Source organism: Microbacterium sp. SYP-A9085, from assembly GCF_009649635.1.
Lineage (GTDB): Bacteria > Actinomycetota > Actinomycetes > Actinomycetales > Microbacteriaceae > Microbacterium.
Genome location: NZ_WJII01000005.1, coordinates 164,177 through 188,268, shown reverse-complemented (window position 1 = coordinate 188,268; position 24,092 = coordinate 164,177). Strand labels below are relative to the sequence as shown.

The window sequence follows — 24,092 nt, the reverse complement described above, 5'->3', positions numbered from 1 at the left end:
CATATCCCATCCACAACGAGGAGCGTCATGGTCACCTTCGTCGATCGCGTGACGCTGCACCTGCGCGCGGGTAGGGGCGGCAACGGCTGCGTGTCGGTGCGTCGTGAGAAGTTCAAGCCCCTCGCCGGCCCCGACGGCGGCAACGGCGGCAACGGCGGCGACATCATCCTCGTCGCCGACCCGCAGGTGACGACGCTCCTGTCGTACCACCACTCCCCGCACCGCAGCGGGGGCAACGGCGGGTTCGGCATGGGCGATAACCGCTCCGGCGCGCTCGGCGAGTCCCTGGAACTGGCGGTGCCGGTGGGGACCGTGGTCCGGGATGTCGACGGTGAAGTGCTCACCGACATGATCGAGCCCGGCATGCGCTTCGTCGTGGCGCCCGGCGGCCGCGGCGGCCTCGGCAACGCGGCGCTCGCGACCACGAAGCGCAAGGCGCCCGGGTTCGCGCTGCTGGGCACCCCCGGCTGGGAGGGGGATGTCGACCTCGAGCTGAAGACCGTCGCCGACGTGGCCCTCGTCGGGTTCCCGTCCGCGGGCAAGTCCAGCCTCGTCGCCGCGGTGTCCGCGGCACGGCCCAAGATCGCCGACTACCCGTTCACGACGCTGCATCCGAACCTCGGCGTGGTGCAGGCCGGGGATGTGCGGTTCACCGTCGCCGACGTCCCGGGCCTTATCGAGGGCGCGAGCGAGGGCAAGGGGCTGGGCCTGGAGTTCCTGCGGCACGTCGAGCGCTGCACCGCGCTCGTGCACGTGCTGGACTGCGCCACGCTGGAGTCCGGCCGCGACCCGATTACCGATCTCGACGTGATCCGCGCCGAGCTCGCCGCGTACCCCGTGCCCGACGGGCAGGTGCCGCTGCTGGAGCGCCCCCAGCTCGTGGTGCTCAACAAGGTGGACGTCCCGGAGGCGAAGGACCTCGCCGCCCTCGTCCGGCCCGAGCTGGAGGACCGCGGTTACCGGGTGTTCGAGGTCTCCACGGTCAGCCACGCGGGCCTGCGCCCGCTGACGTTCGCGCTGGCCGAGATCCTGTCCGCGCACCGGGCGGCCGAGGCGGCGAAGCCGGCCGCGCCGCGCATTGTGATCCGCCCGCAGGGATCCGAGCGGGACTTCGTCGTGCGCGTCGAGGGCGGCACATACGGACCGCTGTACCGGATCCTCGGCGCGAAGCCCGAGCGGTGGGTGCAGCAGACGGACTTCCAGAACGACGAGGCCGTCGGATTCCTCGCCGACCGCCTGGACAAGCTCGGCGTGGACGCCGAACTGTACAAGGCCGGCGCCATCCCCGGGGCGACGGTCGTGATCGGCCCCGGCGACGGGGTCGTGTTCGACTGGCAGCCGACGCTCACCTCCGCCGCCGAGGTGATGGTCGCGCCTCGCGGCAGCGATCCCCGCATCGACCCCAGCACGCGGCGCACCACCGCGCAGCGTCGTGAGCGCTACCACGAGCGTATGGATGCCAAGAGCGCCGCCCGCGCGGAGCTGGAGGCCGAGCGGCTGAGCGACCGCGCCGAGCAGGACGACGAACGGTGAGCGCCGTGCAGCGCACGGACCTGCCGAGTGCCCGGCGCGTGGTCGTGAAGGTCGGCTCGTCGTCGATCAGCGGCGACCGCGCCGGCAGCATAGCCCCGCTCGTGAACGCTCTCGCCGCCGCGCACGGCCGGGGCACCGAGGTGGTCCTGGTATCGTCCGGTGCTATCGCAACGGGGATGCCATACCTGCAGCTGACCTCCCGCCCCACGGATCTCGCGACCCAGCAGGCCGCCGCCGCGGTCGGGCAGAACGTCCTGATCTACCGGTACCAGGCCGCTATGCGCGAGTTCGGGATCGTGGCCGGGCAGGTGCTGCTCACCGCCGGCGACCTGGAGAACCGGGTGCACCGGTCCAACGCGCGCCGGGCCATGGAGCGCCTCCTGAGCCTGCGGATCCTGCCGATCGTCAACGAGAACGACACCGTGGCCACGCACGAGATCCGCTTCGGTGACAACGACCGGCTTGCCGCCCTGGTCGCGCGGCTCATCCGCGCGGACGCGCTCGTGCTGCTCAGCGACATCGATTGCCTCTACACCTGCCCGCCCGAGCTGCCCGAGGCGCGCCCGATCGAAGACGTCGCGTTCGGTGACGACCTGGCGGCGTTCGAATTCGGCTCGGTCGTCGTCAACAGCGTCGGCACCGGGGGAGCGGCCACCAAGGTGTCCGCGGCCCGGCTCGCTGCGGCATCCGGCATCGGCGCCCTCGTCACCAGCGCCGATCTGGTGGCGCAGGCCCTGTCCGGGCAGCACGTCGGCACCTGGTTCGCGCCGAACCCGTCGCCGCCGGAATCGACGCTGACGGCCGCTCTGCGCCTGGCGTCACCGGGTGCCGCGGCGCATGCCGGGGCACCGGCCGCTGGATAGACTCGTGGCATGACCTCGCCTGCCGCCACCGCCCGCGACCGCATGCTGAGGGCGAAGGATGCGGCACGCTCGGTGGCCCTGCTCACGGACCTGCAGAAGCAGGACGTGCTGCACGCCGTCGCCGACGCCATCGACGCTGCGGCACCCGCTGTCGTCCGGGCGAACGAGAGCGATCTGCGCCGCGGCCGTGATGACGGCCTGTCCGTCGCCATGCAGGACCGGCTGCGCCTGGACGAGGCACGGGTCGCCGCGCTGGCAGCCGCGGTGCGGGATGTCGCTGCGCTGCCCGATCCCGTCGGTCGCGTGCTCGACGAGCGGTCGCTGCCGAACGGCGTGCGGCTGCAGAAGGTGTCCGTCCCGTTCGGTGTGGTGGGTGCCATCTACGAGGCGCGCCCGAACGTGACCGTCGACATCACGGCGCTGGCACTGCGGTCCGGCAACGCCGTGGTGCTGCGCGGCGGGACGGCCGCGCAGGAGACGAACGCGGCGCTCGTGGACGTCATCCGCGGGGCGCTCGCGTCGGCGGGCGTGGACGCCGAGGCGGTGCAGACGCTCGACGAGTTCGGCCGCGACGGTGCGCGCGAGCTGATGCACGCGAGGGGTGTCGTCGACGTCCTTGTCCCACGGGGGAGTGCCCAGCTGATCGAGACCGTCGTCACGGAGTCCTCCGTGCCGGTGATCGAGACCGGTGCCGGGGTCGTGCACATCCTGCTCGACGAGACCGCCCCGCTGGACTGGGCGCGCGACATCGTCGTGAACGCGAAGGTGCAGCGGCCGAGCGTGTGCAACGCCGTCGAGACGGTCCTCGTGCACCGGGCGGCGGCGCAGCGCCTGGTCGGTCCGGTCGTGGCGGCGCTGCAGGGTGCCGGGGTCACGGTGCACGGCGATGAGGATGTCGCCGCGCTCGCATCGGACATCGTGCCGACCACCGACGAGGACTGGGCCATCGAGCACCTGAGCCTGGACCTGTCGATGCGCGTCGTGGACGACCTGGACGACGCGCTCGCACACATCCGCCGCTATTCGACGCACCACACCGAGTCGATCATCACGACCGACGAGGCGAATGCGGAGCGGTTCCTCGCCGAGGTGGATTCGGCCGTTGTGATGGCCAACGCGTCCACCCGCTTCACCGACGGCGGCGAGTTCGGCTTCGGCGCGGAGGTGGGCATCTCGACGCAGAAGCTGCACGCCCGAGGCCCGATGGGGCTGGCCGAACTGACCAGCACGAAGTGGCTGGCGCGCGGTGCCGGGCAGGTGCGGGTCTGACGGCCTAGACTGGACTGCGGCGCGCTCGACCGCGCCACCGGAATCTTGGGAAACGGAGCACCGATGACCTTCGCCTCGCTGATCGCGTTCGCCGCCGAGGAGGCCGAGCACTCGGGCAACGCCATGCTCGAGACGCTCTGGTTCCCGATCGTTGCGATCGCCGTGTTCACGTTCCTGGGGATCGTGACGCTGTCCCACCGGAACGTGTCGAACCGGCACGCGCACAAGGCGGAGGCGTATGCGCGGGAGCACGCGGTGGACGTTCAGCAGAACGGACACGGCCACTAGGCCCACGGCATGACGTCGACCCGACCGCCCCGCGTGGGGGTGATGGGCGGAACGTTCGATCCGATCCATAACGGACACCTCGTCGCGGCATCCGAGGTGGCCGAGTCGTTCGACCTCGACGAGGTCATCTTCGTGCCCACCGGCCGGCCGTGGCAGAAGTTCGAGGTCAGCGCCAGCGAGCACCGCTACCTGATGACGGTGATCGCCACGGCATCCAACCCACGGTTCACGGTGAGTCGCGTCGACATCGACCGCACCGGATTGACGTACACGATCGACACGCTGCGCGACCTGAAGACGGAGCGACCCGGGTCCGATCTCTTCTTCATCACCGGCGCCGATGCCGTAGCGCAAATTCTCAGTTGGAGGGACCATGATGAACTGTGGGATCTCGCCCACTTCGTCGCGGTCTCGAGGCCCGGCCATGTCCTGAGCACGGACGGCCTCCCGAGCGATGACGTCAGTCAGCTCGAGATACCCGCATTGGCGATCTCCTCGACCGACTGTCGGGAGCGCGTGCGCAAAGGCCACCCCGTGTGGTACCTCGTGCCCGACGGGGTCGTCCAGTACATTGCGAAGCATCACCTTTATCGGAGCAAGGCATGAGCACACCCGAGCAGCCGAGCACTCCGCCGCTGACCCGAAAGCAGCTGCGCGAGCTGCGCAACACCGGCGCGACCCCCGTCGTGCCCGCCGGCGGCGCGCCTGCACCCGCCCCGGACGACGCGGCGGATAGCGGCACAGCGCCCAGCGACCCCGCCGCCGTCGAGCCCGCCCCGGCCCCGCCGGCCCCGCTTCCGCGCGCCGCTGAGCCGGTGCAGATGCACACCGCGCCGGTACCCGACGCGTCGGTCGACCTCGGTGAGTCGCCGCTGACCCGGCGCCAGGCCAGGCAGCAGGAGCGGATCCGCACCGCGTCGGTCCCCGTGATCAGCCCGGATCTGGGCGCGGTCGCCGCTGCCGGCCAGACGATCACGCCGAGCGCGCCGGTGGCCCTGATCGACTCCTCCCCGTGGCCGTTCGAGGACGATCCCGTCGCCGCGACGCCGGCGGCCGGGGTCGGCCAGGTGGCGCAGCCCGTCGTCGAAACGGCGCACACCGAGGCGCCGGCGGTGTCTCATGAACCCTCCTCGGAGCGGGCCGTGCTCAATCCGATGTTCGGAGCGGGCCTGCTGGCCGGCGAGGCGGCTGCGAACCGTCCGGCATCCTCGTTCGAACAGCTGCTGACCCGCGACCTGGACACGACCGGTTCGGTCGCGGCATCCAGCGCCCTGATCATGTCGCACGCCTCTGCGGCGCCGCTGGTCGGCCCGATCGGTGGAACCGGCGAGGTGCTCGTCACCGGCACCTTCGCGCTGCCTGAGGGACTGGGGTCGACCGGCCAGATCCGCGGCACCGCCGACGGCCGCGAGGTGGATGCGGTGCTCGTGGACGGCGAGCTGCCCGCGCACTCGTCGCCGACGCCGATCGCCGCGAGTGCGGCGGTGAGCACGATCAAGTCCAGCGAGGACATCATCCAGCCGCCGGCACCCGACAAGGGCGGCAGGCTGATGCTGACCCTCGCCATCACCGCAGGCGTGCTTGCGCTGGCGCTGGTCGGCGTGCTCGTCTATGCGCTGGTGACCGGGGTCATCTCGTGACGGCGACCGATCAGGCGCGCGAGATGCTGCAGGTCGCGGCCGCCGCCGCGCAGGCGAAGGGCGGCGAGGACCTCGTAGCCCTCGATGTGTCCGAGCCGCTGCCGCTGGTGGACGTGTTCCTCATCGTCTCGGGGCGCAGCGAGCGCAACGTCGCCGCCATCGCGGACGAGATCGAGGAGAAGCTGCTCGAGGCCGGCCACAAGCGTCTGCGTCGCGAAGGACGACAGGAGGCACGCTGGATCCTGCTTGATTTCGGCGACCTCGTCGCGCACGTCTTCCATGAGCAGGAGCGCACGTACTACGGGCTCGAGCGCCTGTGGAAGGACTGCCCGGTCGTGGCGATCGAGCCGGTGGCGGCCGCCGCCGCGGAGTGACCGGGATTTCGCCCCCGCATCGGAATGTAGTAATCTGAACGGGTTGTCCCGGAGCGATCCGGGACGAATTTCTGGGCCTGTGGCGCAGCTGGTAGCGCACCTGCATGGCATGCAGGGGGTCAGGGGTTCGAGTCCCCTCAGGTCCACATTTTCTTCCGCTGCATCACCGGCATCGTGACGGCTCAGTCCCTCTCCGTACATGGGCCTGCAGATCTCGGGGCGGTGGCGCGAGCGTAGGTCTTCCCTCCTTTCGCGAGGCATCCCTCAACTTCGCGAGGCATCCCTCAACTTCGCGAGGCATCCCTCAATTTCGGGGCTGCCTCGCGAAGTTCGGGGCTGCCTCGCGAGGTGTGAATCGCCCGGGCTCGTGGAGGGCGAGTTCTCCCAGTCACGCGGTCCGTCGAAACTCTGCCGCGGTGACGGGCGGGCCGGTGACGACATACAGGGGCAGATCCGCGATCTGTCGTACCAGATCTCCGGCGGTGGGCACTGTCGGGTCGCCGCGGAATGGCATTCGCATGCGCTGACCGGGAGCCAGATCCGTGTGCACGGCGGCGACGACGCGGCCGGAACCGTTCACGAGCGCGCACGGTCCGGGGTGACGCGTCATCCGGGCTATCGCGAGCCGTTCGACGTCGTCGGCGTACACATCCGCGCCGATGATGCCTGCGAACCGGCCTGCACGCCGGACGGGGACGCTGAACGTCAGCGTGTACTGGTCGGTGCACATGTAGTCCACGTACGGGCCCGCGATGTGCCGGCTGCCCGACCGGGCCGACACCGAGAACCATCCGAGCTCCGTGTAGTCGCGGAACAGCTCGCCGGCGGGGTCGAGCTCGACGTGCAGACGCCGGGCGGTTCCGGTGGCGGGGCGGTCGTAGTCCGACCACCACTGCAGCCAGTACGTGGAGTCGGCCAGAATGCCCGGGGCCGCTGCGTAGCCCGCCCCCACGATGAGGGCGTCGCCCTCTTCGACGGCGGCGATCGAGGGAGCGTCGATGGCCGCGAGGTCCGCGGTGTGGGGGCTCGGCGCCGCGAGCGCCGTCTCGACGGCAGTGCGGAGGTCTTCGAGGGCGGCGAAGACGCCGTCGAAGGTCTCGGTGAGCTCGGCTGCGATGCGGTCGATGCCGGCATCGTCCGACGTCCGGGGGCGGGTCACAATGTCTCCTTCAACTCGCGCGCCCAGGCGAAGGCCTGGTCGATGTGGTGCTCGGCGGCACTCCGCGCCGCGACGGCGTCGCCGGCGGCGACCGCCTCCGCGAGCTGCACGTGATGGGCCGCCGCCGTGCGAAGGGACGTTGCATCGGTGATCGGAAGCCACAGCACGGGCGCGATCTCGCGCTGCAATGCGATCTCCTCGCGGGTCAGCCGGGGTGACTGCGACGCCGCGGTGACCTCTAGATGGAACTGTCCCTCGGCGTGGCGATGTGCACGCCGGTCCGCGGCGGGCAGCTCGACCGCGGCGGCCGCACGGATCCGGTCGGCGTCCTCATCGTCGACCCGCGCCGCCGCGAGAGCGGCCGCTGCCCCGTTGACCGACCGGTAGTGGTCGCACAGGTCGCGCAGATCGGCCATCGACATGTCCCTGAGCCGGGCGCGCACCACGTCGCGCGCCGTGTCGCCGGGCGCCTTCACGAAGCTGCCGCCGTTGCGCCCACGCCGGGTTGCGATGAGACCCTGCTCCCGCAGCATCCCGAGCGCCTGCCGCACCGACACGGTCGAAACTCCGAATTCGTCGGCGAGCTCGGATTCCGACGGCAGCTGTTCGCCATCGCGCAGCACCCCCAAGGCGATGCCGTCTGCGAGGCGCCGCGCAACGATGTTGGGCCGGCTCAACTGTGTGAGGGGCGCGAACACCGCGCTGTACGCCAACTGCGACCAGCGCACCGTGGCTGGAATCGGAGTGGGGTCGTCGAGGTAGTCCGGTGCACGCGACACGACGGCGGTCAGTCTCTCATCGGCCATGTGTACGCCTCCCGTCGTCCCGATTCGCCCCTAGGCTATCCGATGCCTGATCCAAACGCATTGACCAATGAGGTTATATGTTATTCTTCTGGTCTCGACAGAGACGTGGGGAGTGACCTGCATGAGAACAGCGCCGATCGCGCAGGAGCGAGAGCAGGCACGGCCGGCCATCGGCGTCTCGACGCCGGCGGTCAGCCTGCGCGCGGTGCGGAAGACGTTCGGCGACGTCGTGGCGCTGGACGGCGTCGACCTTGACGTGCGCGCCGGCGAATTCTTCACGATGCTCGGGGCCTCCGGTTCGGGCAAGACGACGATGCTGCGGGTGATCGCGGGGTTCGAGCAGGCCGATTCCGGCACAGTCATGCTGCACGGCGTCGACGTGACCCGCGTGCCGCCGTACGACCGGGATGTCAACACCGTCTTCCAGGACTATGCGCTGTTCCCGCACATGAACGTCCTCCAGAACGTCGAGTACGGTCTGCGCGTCAAGCACGTGCCGACTGTGCAGCGGCGCCGTCGGGCGAACGACGCCCTGCGGATGGTGGGCCTTCCCGACTACGGTCGCCGTAAGCCCGATCAGCTCTCCGGCGGGCAGCGGCAGCGGGTGGCGCTGGCGCGGGCGATTGTCAACCGACCCTCCGTGCTGCTGCTGGACGAGCCGCTGGGCGCGCTCGACCTGAAACTGCGGCAGAGCATGCAGCTAGAGCTGAAGCGCATTCAGCGTGAGGCCGGCATCACCTTCATCTTCGTCACGCACGACCAGGAGGAGGCACTGACGATGAGCGATCGCATCGCGGTGTTCCATCTGGGACGCATTGAGCAGGTGGGCTCGCCGGTGGAGATCTACGAGAACCCCGCGAACGAGTATGTCGCGGACTTCATCGGCGTGTCGAACACGATCCCGTTCGGACCCGACCGCTACGCGGTCCGACCGGAGCGGATGCGCCTGCTGCCGGCCGAAGCTCCGGTCCCGGATGCCGCGCAAGTGCTGCAGGGCACGGTCGGCGAGGTCATTTATCTGGGCGTCCTGACCCGGGTGCACCTGACTCTCGACGACGCCCGGACCGTGTCGGTTGCCATGCAGAACGAGACCTCCACCAGCGCCCTGCGGATGCCCTCCCCGGGCGAGCGGGTGCGCATCGCCTGGTGGCCGGCGCAATCCCATCGGCTGGCCCCCGCGGTCACCGGGGGCGCACAGACAAGGAGTGAACAGTGAGCAGAATCCATGCGACGATCGTCGCGTCCACCGCGGTCCTGGCGGTGGGCATGCTGTTGTCGGGCTGCGGTTCGGCAGGCCCGGGTCCCTCATCGACGGGCGGCGGCAACGGCGCGGTCGCGGGCCTGAAGCCGCCGATGCAGGATGCCGCGGTTCCGACGTCGATCGGAAAGACCGAAGGCCAACTGAACCTCATCGCTTGGGAGGGGTACACGCAGCCGGATTGGGTGCAGCCGTTCGAGAAGCAGACGGGCTGCCAGGTCAACTCCAAGTACGCCGGATCCTCCAGTGAGATGGTCTCGCTCATGGCCGGAGGCGGCGGCGGGCAGTATGACATGGTCTCGGCCTCGGGCGACGCCGACCTGCGTCTCATCTACGGGGGCGACGTCCGGCCGGTCAACATCGACCTGATCCCGGAGTGGAACAACTTCTACGAATTCCTCAAGAGCCCGAGCTTCAACACCATCGACGGCAAGCACTACGGCGTCTCCTACGAGTTCGGTCCCAACGTGCTCATGTACAACACGTCGGTCGTCACTCAAGAGCCGACCTCCTGGGCGACGCTCTACGACAAGAAGTACACGGGCCAGGTCACCGTCCCCGACAACCCCATCCAGATCGCCGATGCGGCCCTGTACCTGAGCAAGACGAAGCCCGACCTGGGCATCACCGACCCGTACGAACTGACCCAGAAGCAATTCGACGCCGCCGTCAGTCTGCTCAAGGAACAGCGTCCGCTCGTGAAGAAGTACTGGGGACTGGCGTCGCAGGAGATCAGCCTCTTCCAGTCCGGCGCCACGGTCGTCGGCGCCGCCTGGCCGTACCAGACCAACACGCTGCAGGCCGGCAAGGCGCCGGTGGCCGATACGATTCCCGCCGAAGGGGCCACAGGCTGGGCCGACACCTGGATGCTCGCGTCGAAGGCGCCGCACCCGAACTGCGCCTACAAGTGGATGCAGTGGGCGACAACGCCCGAGGTTCAGGCGCAGCAGGCGATCTACTTCGGCGAAACGCCCGCGAACCAGAACGCCTGCAAAGTGATGGACTCCCTTCAAGCGGGATCGTGCGCCGCGTACCACGCCAACGCACCGGAGTCGTACTTCAGCCAGATCAAGTTCTGGAAGACGCCTTTGGCTCAATGCGGCAACGGGAAGAACGATTGCGTGCCGTTCCAGCAGTGGCAGGCGGCCTGGACCGAAATCACGGGCTGACCCGTGACAGGTCTCGCCGATCCGGCCCGCACTCCGGCCACGGCGCCACGGGGCCGCGGATTGTCCGCGGCCCTGTGGCGGCGGCCGTGGCTGCGCGGACTGCTCACCCTGACCCCGCCGATGGGGTGGCTGGTGATCATTTACCTCGCCTCCCTCGCTGTCATGCTCGCCACGGCGTTCTGGTCCGTCAATCCGCTCACCAACCAGCTGCAGCGGGAGTTCACGCTCGACAACTTCACGCACATCTTCACTCCCACCTACCTGTCCGTGATCGGCCGCACGATCGTCATGGCACTGCTGGTCACCGTCACCGACGCGCTGATCGCGTTCCCGGTGGCCTACTACCTGGCGCGGGTCGCATCGCCGCGGATGCGCAACATCCTCTTCACTGCCGTCGTGCTGCCGCTGTGGGCCAGCTACCTCGCCCGCGTGTACGCATGGATCGTGATCCTGCAGAAGGGCGGCACGCTGAACTGGACCCTCGAGCACCTGGGGCTGCCGCCGGCGAACATCGGGTACACGAATGTGGCGATGTGGATAGTGTTCTCGTACATTTGGCTGCCGTACATGATCGTGCCCGTCTATGCGGCAATGGAGCGGATCCCGGACTCCTATCTGCAGGCGTCCGCTGACCTCGGCGCACATGGTTCGCGCACGCTCTGGCGGGTGGTCGTGCCGCTCGCCCTGCCCGGCGTGGTCGCCGGCTCGATCTTCACGTTCTCGCTGACGCTGGGCGACTTCATCACGCCGATCCTCGTCGGCGGCACCGGGTCGAACTTCATCGGCAACGTCATCTACTCGAATATCGGGGTGGCCGGAAATCTGCCGTTCGCCGCAGCACTGGCCATCGTGCCGATCGTGATCATGATCGTCTACCTTTCCGCTGCACGGTTCGCGGGCGCCTCCGAGGAGTTCTCATGAGCGGACGACTCAGTCGCATCCTGCTGCGGATATGGATGGCGCTGGTTCTCGTGTTCCTGTTCGCCCCGATCGTCATCGTGTGCCTGTACGCGTTCAACGGCTCGAACATCCAGAGCTGGCCGATCGCGTCATTCTCGACGAAGTGGTTCATTCTCGCCTGGAACGACGCGCAGGTGCGCGAAGCACTGTGGCTCTCGGTGCGGGCGGGGCTCATCTCGACGGCGATCGCGCTCCTGCTCGGTTCCGCGGCTGCGTTCGGCGTGCACCGCTACCGCTTCTTCGGGCGTGAGACGATCTCGTTCCTGGTCGTGCTGCCGTTGGCTCTGCCCGGGATCATCACGGGTGTCGCGCTGAACTCCGCTTTCAGCTTCGCCGGGATCGGCCTGTCGCTGACGACGATCATCGTGGGCCATGCCACGTTCTGCATCGTCGTGGTCTACAACAACGTCATCGCGCGCCTGCGGCGCACCGGCACGAGCTTTGTCGAAGCTTCGCAGGACCTCGGGGCCCGGCCGCTGCAGACCTTCCGGTTCGTCACCCTGCCGAGTCTGGCGACGGCCCTCGTGTCGGGCGCCCTGCTCGCATTCGCCCTATCGTTCGACGAGGTGGTGGTGACGACCTTCACGGCGGGCGCGCAGAACACATTGCCGCTGTGGATCTTCGGCGCCATTCGACTCGGTCAGCACCTGCCGGAGGTCAACGTCGTGGTCATCGTCGTCCTCCTGGTCACCATCATCCCCGTGGCGATCTCGAGCCGGCTCGCCGGGGGCGGCGTCGCCCGTCGGTGAGCCCATCGTCGCACCCGCGCACAGTGTTCCGCATGGCACGGATCCGCAGGGGACGCGTCGGGTGGATTGGTCGCCCGGATTCCCAACTAGCTCGAGGAGGGAGTCGAGTCGTGCGTCAACGGTCCGCGGATACTGTGCTCACGGGGCTGGGCGGTCGACGAGCGCACGACGAGCTCCGCGGGGAGCGTGATCGTGATCCCGTGCTGCGCGCCTGACTCGATGCCTTCCAGCAGAAGGCGAGCGGCCTGAACGCCCATCTCGTGATGAGGGATGTGGACAGTCGTCAGCGGTGGATTCAGGTCTTCCGCGAACGGCATGTCGTTGAAACCCACCACGGACACGTCGCCGGGGGTGGCTAGACCGTGCGCGCGGAGCGCGCGCAGCACGCCGACGGCGATCAGGTCGTTGCCGGCCACGACCGCGGTGGGCAGCTCCTCCGGCCGCGCGAGCAGCTCGGCCATGGTGGCCTCGCCTGCCGCGATGCTGAACGCAGAAGCGAGGATGATGGAGTGTTTCAGACCCGGATGTCTGCGCGCGGCTGCCGTGAACGCCTCGGAGCGTGCCAGGCTGGTGGTGAAGTCGGCAGGCCCCGCCAGGTGCACGAGGTCCCGGTGGCCGAGCCGGACGAGGTGTTCGACGGCATCGGTGACGCCCTTCGCGTCGTCGCCGACGACGAGCGGATACTCGCCGCGCGCGGTGCCCCGATTGAGCATGACGACGGGGATGCCGCGCGCGTACGCGTCGGCGAGGAGCGGGTGCTCCACCTTCCCGGTCGCGACGATCAACCCGTCGACGCGGCGCTCCAGAAGCGAGTCGAACGCCGCGAGCTCCGCGTCATCCTTGCCGTCGGTGTTCACCACGAGGGCGGTATAGGAACGGCCGGAGAGATGGCTCTCGATTCCTCGCACGATTGGGGGGAAGAGCGGGTTGGTGAGATCAGGCAGGATGACGCCTATCGTCATGGACAGGCTGGTGCGCAGGCCCCGCGCGATGACGTTGGGCACGTACCCGAGTTCGCGTGCCGCGCGCTGGACGCGCTTGACCGTGGCCGTGTTCACCTGGTGCTGGGTGCGCGCGTTCAGGGCGCGCGACACGGTCGCCTTGTGCACCCCCGCGCGCGTGGCGACATCCGCGATCGTCACTCGTCCCGGCATGCCGCTAACGCTATCAACCGGTTGCCGACTTCGGGGTTGTTTCACCCACACTTGACAACGAGGGGAGGCCCCGAGAGGATTGCAATCGATTGCATCGTCATCGTCAAGGGAGAACGGGATGCCAACGAAAGACCTCAGGATCGGCTGGATCGGCGTCGGTCGGATGGGATTCCAACTGGCCACGAGGCTCCTGGAGGCCGGATACGACGTCGCCGTCTACAACCGCACCCGCTCCAAGGCTGAACCGCTCGCCGCGCGGGGCGCCAGCGTCGTCGACCGTCCGGTCGAGTTGGCCGACCGTGACATCGTCTTCTCGATGGTCGCCGCGTCGAAGGATCTCGAGCAGGTCATGCTCGGCGAGGGCGGCTTGCTCACCGGTGACGCGGTGCCCGGCATCATCGCCGACGCCTCGACCGTGTCGGTGGAGGCGGGCGAGCTCATCCGTGACGCCGCCGGCAAGCGTGGCACCCAGGTGCTCGCGACGCCCGTGAGCGGCAACCCGGCGGTGATCGCCGCCGGCAAGCTCACCGTCGCGGTCTCCGGTCCGCGCGCCGCCTACGACCGGGCCGAGGCGGTGCTGAAGGTCTTCGGCCGCGGCGTCACCTACGTCGGCGAGGGCGAGACCGCCCGGCTCGTCAAGATCGCGCACAACGTGTTCCTCGGCGTCGTGACGCAGTCGCTCGCCGAGATCACCGTGCTCGCGGAGAAGGGCGGGGTGTCCCGACAGGCGTTCCTGGAGTTCCTCAATGATTCGGTCATGGGTTCGACGTTCACGCGCTACAAGTCGCCCGCGTTCGTCGACCTCGACTTCACGCCCACCTTCACGATGCCGCTCCTGCAGAAGGACTTCGATCTCGGCCTGACGGCGGGTGACAAGCTCGGTGTCCCCATGCCGATCGCGTCCGCGACGCGCCAGATCGTCGCGCAGGAGGTCGGGGAGGGCAACACCGAGGATGACTTCGCGACCCTCCTGCTCCGGGTGGCGCGCGGTGCCGGACTGGACATCCGCTCCGAGGACGCGCAGCTCGGCGACGGGCTCAAGGGGGACGCATGACGCAGCTCCATGCCCCCGGCCATATGGCGGTGGACTACGAGGCACGGGTCGACTTCGACCGTCTTCGTCAGTACCGTCTCGGGAGGGCCCGGGCGGCGCTCGAGACGAGCGAGTGCGGCGCATTCCTGCTGTTTGACTTCTACAACATCCGCTACACGACCCAGACCTGGATCGGCGGCGCTCTGGGCGACAAGATGATCCGGTACGCGCTGCTCACGCGCGACGCGGAGCCGATCCTGTGGGACTTCGGATCGGCCGTGCGCCACCACAAGCTCTACTCGAAGTGGCTGCCGGAGGAGAACAACCGTCCCGGGTTCCTCGGGTTCCGCGGAGCCGTCGCGCCCGAGGCGGGCCTCATGCGCGACGCGGTCACGGAGATCAAGGCGATCCTCAAGGAGGCGGGTGTCGCGGACGCTCCCGTCGGCGTCGACATCGTCGAGCCTCCGTTCCTGTTTGAGATGCAGCGCCAGGGGCTTACGGTCGTCGACGCGCAGCAGCGGATGCTGGATGCCCGCGTGATCAAGTCCCAGGACGAGATCATGCTGCTCAACCAGGCCGCCGCGATGGTCGACGGCGTGTACCAGGACATCGTCGACGTGCTCAAGCCGGGCATCCGGGAGAACGAGATCGTCGCGCTCGCCAGCAAGCGTCTCTACGAGCTGGGCTCCGACCAGGTGGAGGCGATCAACGCGATCTCGGGGGAGCGCTGCAACCCGCATCCGCACAACTTCACCGACCGGATCATCCGCCCGGGCGATCAGGCGTTCTTCGACATCATCCATTCGTTCAACGGGTACCGGACGTGTTACTACCGCACCTTCGGGGTCGGCAGCGCGACGACGCCGCAGCGCGACGCCTACCGGCAGGCGCGGGAATGGATGGACCGGGCCATCGACGCCATCAAGCCCGGCGTCGGTTCGGACCAGATCGCACGGCTGCTGCCCAAGGCCGAGGAGTTCGGCTTCGAGAACGAGCTCGCCGCGTTCGGGCTGCAGTTCGCCCACGGCCTGGGCCTCGGCCTGCACGAGCGACCGATCATCTCGCGCCTGAACTCGCTCGAGAACCCGGTGGAGATCGAGGCGGGCATGGTCTTCGCGATGGAGACGTACTGCCCCGCCAGTGACGGCGTCTCCGCGGCGCGCATCGAGGAAGAGGTCGTCGTGACCGAGAGGGGCCCGGAGATCCTCACGAAATTCCCGGCCCAGGAGCTGTTCGTCGCGAACGAGTACTGAGCGGACTTCGCGGAGGGGTGGCGGTTCCCCGCCACCCCTCCGCGTGGTCCGACCGTCGGGCGGCGGACCTCAGGCCACCCAGACCGTCTTGAGGTTGCAGAACTCGCGGATGCCGTCGGCGGCGAGCTCGCGGCCGTAGCCGGAGTTCTTGATGCCGCCGAACGGCAGCTCGGGGTAGGACACCGTCATCCCGTTGATGAACACGGCTCCCGCCTCGAGGTCGCGCGCGAGGCGCTCCTGCTCCACTGGGTCGTTGGTCCACACCGCGGAGCTGAGCCCGAAGTCGGTCGCGTTGGCAAGCGCTATCGCCGCGTCAATGCCGTCGACCTTGTAGAGGCTCGCCACCGGGCCGAACGCCTCCTCGCGATAGAGCCGCATCTGCGCAGTGATGCCCGTGATCACCGTCGGCGGGTAGAACCAGCCGGGTCGGTCGAGCGGTGCGCCGCCCGTGAGCGCAACCGCGCCCTTGCCGAGAGCGTCGTCGACGAGCTCGGCCAGCTCCGCCACACCGGATGCCGTCGCCAGCGGGCCGACCTGCGTCGCCTCGTCCATGGGATCGCCTACCCGCAGCGCGGCCATCGCCGCCGCGAAGCCCGCTGCGAAGCGGTCGTAGACGTCCTCGTGCACGATGAAGCGCTTGCCGGCGATGCAGGACTGGCCGTTGTTCGCCGTCCGGGCAGACACCGCGGTCGCGATCGCGGCGTCCAGGTCGGCGCTGGGAAGCACGACGAACGGGTCGGAGCCGCCCAGCTCGAGGACGGACCTCTTGATCTGGGCGGCCGCGGTGGCCGCGACCGATCGCCCGGCGGGCTCGGACCCGGTGAGTGTGACCGCGACGATCCGCGGGTCCTCAATGACGGCGGCAACCTCGCGGGATCCGATCAGGAGGGTCGAGAAGGAGCCTGAGGGGAAGCCGCCGCGCTCGAAGAGAGTGTCGAGGTACAGCGCGGACTGCGGCACGTTGGAGGCGTGCTTGAGCACTCCGGTGTTGCCGGCCATGAGGGCCGGCGCTGCGAATCGGATGACCTGCCACAGCGGGTAGTTCCACGGCATCACGGCGAGCACGACGCCGAGTGGCTGCCACCGCGTGTACGCGCGCGTCGCGCCCACCGCACCGGGCTCGTCCAGCGGCTGATCCGCGAGGAAACGCTCGGCCGTGTCCGCGTAGAAGCGCATGGCCTTCGCGCATTTGGCGACCTCGCCCCGGGAGGCGGCGATCGGCTTGCCCATCTCGGTCGTGATCATCGCGGCGAGCTCGTCGGCCTCCGCGTCCAGCACGGCGGCACTCGCGCGCATCCACTCGGCGCGCTGGTCATAGCCCGTGCTCGCGAGGGCGGCGAAGGCCGCACTCGCGCGCCCGAGCCGCGCCTGGACCTCGTCGGGCGAGTGGGGGTTGAACTCGTGCTCGGTCGTACCGGTCGCGGGGTTGATGGTCGCGATCGTCATCTGACACTCCTTCGGGTATTTCGGACAATGCAACGGGTCAGACGAGGATCGTGAGGGGATTCTCGATGCGCTCTTGGAACGCGGCGAGCCAGCGCGCGGCGAGTGCGCCGTCGACGGCCCGGTGGTCGGCCGACAGCGTGCAGCGCATGACCGTCGCCGGCACGAGCTCGTCGTCGACGACGACCGGCTGCTTCTTCGCGGCGCCGACCGCGAGGATGCCCCACTGTGGCGGGTTGAGGATCGCCGCGAACTCGACCGTGCCGTACATGCCAAGGTTCGACACCGAGAACGTGCCGCCCTCGAGATCTTCCTGTTTGAGCCGCTTGCCGTGCGCCCGCGCGGCGAGCTCCCGGATGCCGGCGGCGATGTCCGAAACGCTTCGCGAGTCGACGTCGCGCACCACGGGGGTCACGAGTCCGCCCTCCGTCGCGACGGCCACCGAGATGTCGACGGTGCGGTGCTGGAGCATGCCTTCGTCCGTCCACGTGACGTTCGCTTCCGGAACGCTCTCGAACGCACTCGCGACCGCCTTCACGACGAAGTCGTTGACGGAGATCCTGTTCTCCCGCGTGGCGTTGACCCTTGCGCGCAGCGCGAGCAGCTCGTCGACGCGACACTCGGCCACGAGATAGAAGTGCGGTACCGTCGCCTTGCTCTGGGTGAGGCGTCGCGCGATCGCGCGACGCATGCCGGTGTGCGCGACGAGTTCGGTCGCAGGGCCCGATGCGGCGGCCCCCTGTGGCACAGGCGCCGGGACGGGTTGCGCCGACCGCGCGTGCGTCGGCGCCGCGGCGACGTCGCGACGTGTGATGCGGCCGCCCGGGCCGGTTCCGATCATGGCGGACAGTTCGATACCGCGTTGCGCGGCGAGCTTGCGGGCGATCGGGCTCGCGAACAGCCGCTCGCCTGCGCGTGCACCCGCCACCGCAACCGCGGGTTCGGCAAGGGCGGCGGCGCCTTCGACGGATTCGTCCGCTCCCGACGCCTCCGCCAGGGACTCGCTTCCGCCCGGTCCGGACGCCGTCCCGGAGTTCTGCGCGTCGCCGCCCTGAGCACCGAGCGCGGCGTCGATCTCGGACGCACTGTCGCCTGCGGCCAGCAGCACCGCGATCGGCTCGCCGATCGCGGCCGACGCGCCGGCCTCCAGCACGATGCGGCCGATCGTGCCGGACTCCTCGGCCGCGTACTCGACGACGGCCTTCTCGGTCTCAATCTCGGCGATCGGGTCGCCCACGGCGATCTCGTCGCCTTCGGCGACGAGCCAGGTCGCGATGGCGGCTTCTTCCGCGCCGGCGAGAACGCTCGGCATGCGCACGATCGAGGCCACGTCAACTCACCTTCCCGAATCCGGCACGAACCCGCTCCAGGCCGGCGACGACCTCCTCGGTGCGTGCGATGGCCGCCCGCTCGAGCACCTTCGAGATGCTCGGTGCGGACTCCGCACCGGTGACGCGCTGCACGGGCTGGTCGAGCCAGTCGAAGAAGCGGCGCTGGATCTCGTCGGCGAGCCAGCCGCCGTAGGAGGTGCCCTGGGCGCCTTCTTCGACGATGAGCACGCCGTTCGTCTTGCGGATGCTCGCGCCGATGGTGTCCCAGTCCAGGCTGGCGCGGTCCAGGAAGCGCAGGTCGATGAGTTCTGCATCCACACCGGTCTGTGCGATCGCTTCGGCGCTGCGATGCACCATCGACAGGTAGCTCAGCACCGTCACGTCCGCGCCCGTGCGGCGCACCGCCGCCTTCCCGAACGGGATGTGGTAATCCCAGTCTTCGGGGATCTCGCCCGGCTCGGCGTATAGGTCGACGTGCTCGATCATGAGCACGGGGTCCTCGAGGGCGAGCGCGGTGTTCATGAGGCCGATGTAATCGAACGGGGTCGACGCCGCCATGATGCGCCAGCCGGGGCTCGTCGCGAAGATGCCGGCGGGGTCCATGAGGTGCTGGGAGCCGTAGCCCGAACCCATTGCGACCTTGGTGCGCAGCACGAGCGGCACGCCGTCGCCCCCGCCGAACATGTGGCGAGCCTTGCCGATCTGGTTGAACACCTGGTCGGCAGCGACCCAGAGGAAGTCGGGGTACATGAACTCCACGACGGGCCGGAACCGGCCATCGAGGGCCATGCCGCCGCCGAGTCCGGCGAACGCGTTCTCGCTGATCGGCGTCCCCAGCACCCGCCCCGGGTACTTCTCGGCCAGACCCTTGGTGGCACCGTTGGTGCCGCCCTTGAGCCGGTGGATGTCTTCGCCCATGACCACGATGCGCTCGTCTTCGGCCATGCGCCGGTCCATGACGCCGGCCACAGCGTCGACGAACTTGCCCTGCTTCGTCGCGCCGGTGTACTCGGCGCGCTCAAGCGTGCGCGCGCCCTCGAGCTCGCTGAGATCGCCGCGGATGCCGACGTCGACGAACGCCGGTTCGGGCCAGAGCTCAGGGCGGATGCGACGGACGTCGCCGTTCGCATCGGGGTCCGGTTCGGTGAGCGCGTCCGCGGCCTGCCGGAACGCAGCCTGTGCCTGTGCGCGCACGGCGACGGCTGCCTCCTCCTGAAGGAGTCCGCGGCCCCGCAGTTCGGTCTCGACGCGCTCGATCGGGTCGCGGTCGCGCCATGACCGCTCCTCGTCCTTGCTGCGGTAGCCGAAGGCGCTGCCGGGATAGGACCCGTTCTGATGGAAGTAGCGGTAGACCTCCGCCTCGATCACGGCCGGCCCGTTGCCCGCGCGCATGTACTCGAGCGCCTGCTCCATCGCGAGGTGGACAGCGAGCGGATCCATTCCGTCGACGCGCCAGGACGGGATGCCGAATCCGAGTGCGCGCGCCGACAGCCGCGGCTCTCTCGTGACCTCGCTGACGTGGGTGGAGACGGCGTAGAGGTTGTTCTCGATGAAGAAGCACAGCGGGAGCTTCCACGCGGAGGCGAGGTTCATCGTCTCGAGCACCGAGCCGATGTTGGTCGCGCCGTCACCGAAGTAGCTCACGCTCACGTCGCTCGTCCCGCCGTGGCGCTGGTTCCACGCGTGTCCCGCAGCGAGCGGGACCCCGCCGCCCACGATCGCGTTCGTGCCGAGCGCACCCGCCTCACTCCACTTCAGGTGCATCGATCCGCCGCGGCCGTTCGAGAAGCCCTGGGCCAGGCCGAGGATCTCCGCAAGGGTGCGCTGGAGCACCCGCTGGATCTCCGGCGTCACCAGTTCGGCGAGGTCGAGTCCGCCCGGGGCGGCGTAGGAGAGTGCCTTCGCGAGGAACTGGTGGTGGCCGCGGTGTGAGCCGTTGACGGCGTCGGTCGGCCGCAGACCCACGATGGATCCAACCGCGCCGCCCTCCTGGCCGATGCTCGAGTGCGCGGGTCCGTGCACGAGTCCCGCGGCGGCGAGTTCGAGGACCCCCTCCTCGAAGGTGCGGATCAGGTGCAACTGGCCGAGCATCGTCGCCAGGAGCCCCGGGTCGGCGTTCCTCCAGTCAGCGGGGGTCGACGTGAGCTTCACCCACGGCGCGGCGGGGTGCAGCTTGATGGTCTTGGGCATGCGCCGACGTCTCCTTCGAAGGTCTGTGGTTCCGCTACTCTAACCGGTGAATGTATCCAATTCAACGCCTCAGTGCGTAATATTTGCTCATCGATGTCCAATATGTATCCATCAGGAGGTCATGATGGCTATCCCCGGCCTACGCGGCACCGATCACATCGGCGTCACGGTCCCCGATATCGAGCAGGCCCACCGCTTCTTCGTCGACATCCTCGGGTGCGAGCACGTCTACTCGCTGCCCGGTATCCACCGCGATGAAGACTGGATGCGCGTCCACCTCGATGTGGGCCCCGGGACCGAGGTGACCGACATCCGCTTCTACCGCTGCGCTTTCGGCTCCAACTTCGAGGTGTTCGAGTACCGCTCGCCCGGACAGCGTCTCGAACCGCCCCGAAACAGCGACATCGGCGGCCACCACCTCGCCCTCTACGTCGATGACCTGGATGCCGCCGTCGACTACTTGCGCGGGCACGGCATCCGCGTGCTCGGCGAGCCGACCGTGAGTGCGAATGCGTCGGAGGGGCAGCGCTGGGTCTACTTCCTCAGCCCGTGGGGCCTGCAGTTCGAGCTCGTCAGCTTCCCCGCCGGCAAGGCCTACGAGAAGGACGCGCGGGTGCTCCTGTGGCACCCTGCCCGTCCGGAGGCGTGACGCCCCTAGAGTGAGCACGATGAGTGGAATTCCGCGCCCAGCCGCCGCCGTGAACGGCGGCTCCGTGGCGAGCCGGCGCATCGCCGACTCGCTGCGCACCGCGATCCTCGAGGACGAGCTCACGCCCGGCACGAGGATCCTGCAGGAGGAGATCGCCGAACGACTTGGTGTGAGCCGGATACCGGTGCGCGAGGCGCTCCGCATGCTGAATGCGGACGGGCTGGTCACGATCGTCTCCAACTCTGGGGCATGGGTCTCCCGGCTCACGCAACGCGAGTGTGCGCAGGCCTACCGCATGCGTGAGCGGCTCGAGCCGCTCTTGCTCAGCGCGAGCATGGAACGCATCGCCGACGACGACGTCGACCGGCTGGGTGCGCTCGTGGAGGCGATGGAGCGCACTCGGTCCGTCGACGAGTTCATGCGACTGGACCGCGAGTTCCACCTGGGAAGCTACGCGGCCGCCGAGCCCTCCTATCTCGGCGAGGTCGTGCACCGGCTCTGGAACACGACCCACCACTATCGGCGCGCGTACACGAAGCTCACGGGCGCGGCCACGCTCGACGTGACCCATCTCGAGCACCGGCTGCTGCTCGACGGCATCCGGCGCCGCGACGACGGGGACGCCGAGCGGGTTCTTGTGACGCACATCCGCCGGACGCGAAACGAACTCGGCCGGCATCCCGAGCTGTTCGGCTGAGCTGCTTCGTCCGTCGGATCGACGGTCGCCCCGAGTACTTGTTCGAGGGGATGTCGTTCAGTTCAACTTGACGAACTTCTCCGAAAAAGCGCGCCGTGTCGCCAAGAAGGCCGGTATCGGTTACGATGGCGTTCAGTCTCTCTGAACACCCTCGGAAGGCCAGACAATGAAGTTCGGAATCCTCGCAGAATTCGAGTGCGCACGCGTCGCCGACGATGCCAGCACACGCCCGCAGATGACCACCACCGCTTCCACCCGCGCTGGTGCGGCGGCATGAGCAGGGAAGCCAAGGAGCGGACCCCCCTGGAGGTGGTGAAGGCTGTTGTGGCGGCGGCGGCGGCGAAGGATGTCGAGGCCTACATCGCGAACTACCACGACAACGCGGTGATGCGTCTGCGGGACGGCTCCGTGATCTCGGGCAGGGACCGGATCAGGGAACGTTTCGTCGGCGTCGCCGCGTCGGGGCTCACAAGAGACGTCGAGCTGCGGGAGGAACTGACCGTCTACGGCGATGGAATCGCGCTTGTCTGCACGGGATACGTGATGCGACTGGACGACGGTGAAACCGTCGACCAGTTCCGGGGGAGCGCCCACGACGTGCTGACGCAGGACGCAGACGGCGCTTGGCTGATCTCGATCGATCACCCATTCGAAGAGTGGGCTTCGCAATGACCCGGACTGCCGGATTCCCCGTCAGAGCCGACGACTCCAGACAGCAGGGATAGGGATGTGAAGAACACAGACAACGACGTCGTGCTCGCCGTGCGCGGCGCGGTCAAACAGTACGGCGACATGCGTGCCGTGGACGATGTCAGCCTCGACGTGTACAAGGGCGAGATCCTCGGCCTGGTGGGCGCCAACGGCGCCGGCAAGAGCACCGTGATCGGGATGGTCTCCGGCGCCACGGTGCCGGACGAGGGCACCATCACCGTCGATGGCGTGCTGCTCGAGCACCACACCCCGAGTGAGTCACTTGCCGCCGGCGTGGCGGTGATCTACCAGGAACCTCACCTGATCGACCACCAGACGATCGCGGAGAACGTCTTCTTCGGGCATCGCAAACCAGGATTCGGCCCGCTCATCAGCTGGCGGCAGACGGAGGCGCGGGCCAGCGAGATCCTCGCCCGCATCGGGGTCGCCGTCGACGTGTCCAAGCCGATCTCCGAGGCCTCGCTCTGGGAGAAGTGGGTGGCCTCGCTCGGGCATGCGCTCGTCGCAGAGCCCAAGCTGTTGATCCTGGACGAGCCGACGTCGGCGCTCGACCATGACGGCGTCGAGATGCTGTTCTCCGCCGTCAGGGAAATGCAGAAGCAGGGCACGGCCATCATCTTCGTCTCGCACCGCCTGGACGAAGTCCTGGCGCTCTGCTCGCGCGTGCACATCATGCGGGATGCCCGATCGGTGTTCGACGCACCCACAAGCGAGATCACCCGCGACACGCTGGTTCACTACATCTCCGGCCCGCTCGATCGACCCGTCGAGGTGAGTGTCGAGGCCGGGGACACCCCCGACGCGGTCCATCGCCCGATCGGCGAGGTCATGCTCGACGTCGAGAACCTCAAGCTGGCGCATCGCCGCACCCCGGTCTCGTTCTCCGCGCGGTCGGGGGAGATCCTCGGCCTCGCGGGCCTGGTGGGTTCGGGACGGACGAGTGTGCTTCGCGCCCTGGCGGGGGCAGACCGCCAGGCCACCGGCTCGGTCACCGTGGACGGCCGACGGGTGCGGCTGGGCTCCACCGCGCGGTCTCGCCGCCGCGGCTTCGCCTTCCTGCCCGAGGACCGCATCCACCAGGGGATCGTCGACAATCTCACAATCGGCGCGCACATGACGATCGGCAGGCGCACCCCCACGGCGAAGATCCCCTGGTGGATCGGGTATGCCTCCGAGTTCGAGACCGCGCGCAAGTGGATCGACAGTCTGCGCATCCGCGGCGCCAAGCCGGCGGCACTGATGCGGACGCTGTCCGGCGGCAACCAGCAGAAAGTGCTGTTCGCCAGGATGATCGAACACAACCCGCAGGTGCTCCTGCTCGACGAGCCCTCTCGCGGCGTCGACGTGGGAAGCCGCCGCGACATCTACGCCATGGTGCGGCAGCTCGCCGCCGAGGGCATGGCCGTCGTCGTCGCGATCTCGGAGCTGGACGAACTGGTCGATGTCGCCGACCGGGTCGTCGTGCTCCGCGAAGGAGCGGTCGTCGCCGAACTCTCCGACGCCGACCTGACGAAAAGCAACATCATCGCTGCTTGTTTCTGATCCGCCCACCGATCCCGTTTG

The 24,092-nt window shown here is 68.8% G+C and carries 23 protein-coding genes and 1 tRNA gene; 18 read left to right on the top strand and 6 right to left on the bottom strand.

Going from position 1 to position 24,092, the window contains the following annotated elements; translation table 11 throughout:
- Positions 1–27: 27 nt before the first annotated feature.
- The 8 genes from obgE to GH740_RS11330 all read left to right on the top strand — a co-directional run bounded on the left by obgE (position 28) and on the right by GH740_RS11330 (position 6,113).
- On the top strand, positions 28–1,533 hold the full coding sequence (gene obgE / locus GH740_RS11365) for a GTPase ObgE (protein ID WP_153746201.1): 1,506 nt from the start codon (positions 28–30) through the stop codon (positions 1,531–1,533).
- A complete protein-coding gene (gene proB / locus GH740_RS11360; RefSeq protein WP_367641505.1) occupies positions 1,530–2,396 on the top strand; it encodes a glutamate 5-kinase in 867 nt (288 codons plus the stop codon). Before obgE ends, proB begins: the two co-directional genes overlap by 4 nt.
- Positions 2,397–2,405: 9 nt before the next feature.
- Positions 2,406–3,665, top strand: coding sequence for a glutamate-5-semialdehyde dehydrogenase (locus GH740_RS11355; RefSeq protein ID WP_153746200.1), 1,260 nt, complete (start codon positions 2,406–2,408; stop codon positions 3,663–3,665).
- 63 nt (positions 3,666–3,728) lie between these two features.
- Positions 3,729–3,953 (top strand): hypothetical protein, encoded by a 225-nt coding sequence (locus GH740_RS11350; protein ID WP_153746199.1) that lies wholly within the window; start codon positions 3,729–3,731, stop codon positions 3,951–3,953.
- Between the two features lie 9 nt (positions 3,954–3,962).
- A complete protein-coding gene (nadD, locus tag GH740_RS11345) occupies positions 3,963–4,559 on the top strand; it encodes a nicotinate-nucleotide adenylyltransferase (protein ID WP_153746198.1) in 597 nt (198 codons plus the stop codon).
- A complete protein-coding gene (locus tag GH740_RS11340) occupies positions 4,556–5,593 on the top strand; it encodes a hypothetical protein (RefSeq protein ID WP_153746197.1) in 1,038 nt (345 codons plus the stop codon). Before nadD ends, GH740_RS11340 begins: the two co-directional genes overlap by 4 nt.
- The gene (gene rsfS / locus GH740_RS11335) at positions 5,590–5,967 is read left to right on the top strand and encodes a ribosome silencing factor (protein WP_367641504.1); all 378 of its coding nucleotides are present in this window, start codon (positions 5,590–5,592) and stop codon (positions 5,965–5,967) included. The genes GH740_RS11340 and rsfS overlap by 4 nt, the downstream gene beginning before the upstream one ends.
- A 73-nt stretch (positions 5,968–6,040) precedes the next feature.
- Positions 6,041–6,113: transfer RNA gene (locus GH740_RS11330), tRNA-Ala, on the top strand.
- Positions 6,114–6,355: 242 nt separating this feature from the next.
- Here the strand turns inward: GH740_RS11330 and GH740_RS11325 are convergent.
- On the bottom strand, positions 6,356–7,126 hold the full coding sequence (locus GH740_RS11325; RefSeq protein ID WP_153746196.1) for a cache domain-containing protein: 771 nt from the start codon (positions 7,124–7,126) through the stop codon (positions 6,356–6,358).
- Positions 7,123–7,932, bottom strand: a complete 810-nt coding sequence (locus GH740_RS11320) for a FadR/GntR family transcriptional regulator (RefSeq protein ID WP_153746195.1) — start codon at positions 7,930–7,932, stop codon at positions 7,123–7,125. Before GH740_RS11320 ends, GH740_RS11325 begins: the two co-directional genes overlap by 4 nt.
- 121 nt (positions 7,933–8,053) lie before the next feature.
- Here GH740_RS11320 and GH740_RS11315 point away from each other — a divergent pair, with 121 nt between their 5' ends.
- Genes GH740_RS11315 through GH740_RS11300 form a run of 4 tightly spaced genes read left to right on the top strand, consistent with a single transcriptional unit; the run spans position 8,054 to position 12,068 of the window.
- Positions 8,054–9,148, top strand: coding sequence for an ABC transporter ATP-binding protein (locus GH740_RS11315; RefSeq protein ID WP_153746194.1), 1,095 nt, complete (start codon positions 8,054–8,056; stop codon positions 9,146–9,148).
- On the top strand, positions 9,145–10,359 hold the full coding sequence (locus tag GH740_RS11310) for an ABC transporter substrate-binding protein (protein WP_367641503.1): 1,215 nt from the start codon (positions 9,145–9,147) through the stop codon (positions 10,357–10,359). The genes GH740_RS11315 and GH740_RS11310 overlap by 4 nt, the downstream gene beginning before the upstream one ends.
- A 3-nt stretch (positions 10,360–10,362) precedes the next feature.
- Positions 10,363–11,280: an ABC transporter permease gene (locus GH740_RS11305; RefSeq protein ID WP_367641502.1), complete on the top strand. Its 918-nt coding sequence runs from the start codon at positions 10,363–10,365 to the stop codon at positions 11,278–11,280.
- Positions 11,277–12,068, top strand: coding sequence for an ABC transporter permease (locus GH740_RS11300; RefSeq protein ID WP_153746193.1), 792 nt, complete (start codon positions 11,277–11,279; stop codon positions 12,066–12,068). The genes GH740_RS11305 and GH740_RS11300 overlap by 4 nt, the downstream gene beginning before the upstream one ends.
- Before the next feature lie 86 nt (positions 12,069–12,154).
- Here GH740_RS11300 and GH740_RS11295 read toward each other — a convergent pair whose 3' ends face one another.
- Positions 12,155–13,222, bottom strand: coding sequence for a LacI family DNA-binding transcriptional regulator (locus tag GH740_RS11295; protein WP_153746192.1), 1,068 nt, complete (start codon positions 13,220–13,222; stop codon positions 12,155–12,157).
- 79 nt (positions 13,223–13,301) lie between these two features.
- Between GH740_RS11295 and GH740_RS11290 the strand changes: the two genes are divergently transcribed.
- Together GH740_RS11290 and GH740_RS11285 are read left to right on the top strand one after the other, a co-directional pair.
- Positions 13,302–14,276, top strand: coding sequence for an NAD(P)-dependent oxidoreductase (locus GH740_RS11290; protein ID WP_301538759.1), 975 nt, complete (start codon positions 13,302–13,304; stop codon positions 14,274–14,276).
- Positions 14,273–15,508: a Xaa-Pro peptidase family protein gene (locus tag GH740_RS11285; RefSeq protein WP_153746190.1), complete on the top strand. Its 1,236-nt coding sequence runs from the start codon at positions 14,273–14,275 to the stop codon at positions 15,506–15,508. Before GH740_RS11290 ends, GH740_RS11285 begins: the two co-directional genes overlap by 4 nt.
- A 69-nt stretch (positions 15,509–15,577) precedes the next feature.
- Here the strand turns inward: GH740_RS11285 and GH740_RS11280 are convergent, their stop codons facing one another.
- From GH740_RS11280 to GH740_RS11270, 3 genes are read right to left on the bottom strand one after another with little or no spacing between them, the layout of a single operon-like run.
- Positions 15,578–16,954, bottom strand: a complete 1,377-nt coding sequence (locus tag GH740_RS11280; protein ID WP_153746189.1) for an NADP-dependent succinic semialdehyde dehydrogenase — start codon at positions 16,952–16,954, stop codon at positions 15,578–15,580.
- A 37-nt stretch (positions 16,955–16,991) separates the two neighbouring features.
- Complete coding sequence (locus tag GH740_RS11275) at positions 16,992–18,281, bottom strand: dihydrolipoamide acetyltransferase family protein (protein ID WP_367641501.1); 1,290 nt, start codon at positions 18,279–18,281, stop codon at positions 16,992–16,994.
- A gap of 1 nt (position 18,282) precedes the next feature.
- The gene (locus tag GH740_RS11270; protein ID WP_153746188.1) at positions 18,283–20,472 is read right to left on the bottom strand and encodes a thiamine pyrophosphate-dependent enzyme; all 2,190 of its coding nucleotides are present in this window, start codon (positions 20,470–20,472) and stop codon (positions 18,283–18,285) included.
- A 124-nt stretch (positions 20,473–20,596) separates the two neighbouring features.
- Here GH740_RS11270 and GH740_RS11265 point away from each other — a divergent pair, with 124 nt between their 5' ends.
- The 4 genes from GH740_RS11265 to GH740_RS11250 all read left to right on the top strand — a co-directional run bounded on the left by GH740_RS11265 (position 20,597) and on the right by GH740_RS11250 (position 24,071).
- Positions 20,597–21,121 (top strand): VOC family protein, encoded by a 525-nt coding sequence (locus tag GH740_RS11265; RefSeq protein WP_153746187.1) that lies wholly within the window; start codon positions 20,597–20,599, stop codon positions 21,119–21,121.
- Between the two features lie 19 nt (positions 21,122–21,140).
- Complete coding sequence (locus tag GH740_RS11260; RefSeq protein ID WP_153746186.1) at positions 21,141–21,818, top strand: GntR family transcriptional regulator; 678 nt, start codon at positions 21,141–21,143, stop codon at positions 21,816–21,818.
- A gap of 273 nt (positions 21,819–22,091) precedes the next feature.
- A complete protein-coding gene (locus tag GH740_RS11255) occupies positions 22,092–22,490 on the top strand; it encodes an SgcJ/EcaC family oxidoreductase (protein ID WP_153746185.1) in 399 nt (132 codons plus the stop codon).
- Positions 22,491–22,547: 57 nt separating this feature from the next.
- Positions 22,548–24,071: a sugar ABC transporter ATP-binding protein gene (locus GH740_RS11250; protein ID WP_153746184.1), complete on the top strand. Its 1,524-nt coding sequence runs from the start codon at positions 22,548–22,550 to the stop codon at positions 24,069–24,071.
- The last annotated feature ends 21 nt before the right edge of the window (positions 24,072–24,092 follow it).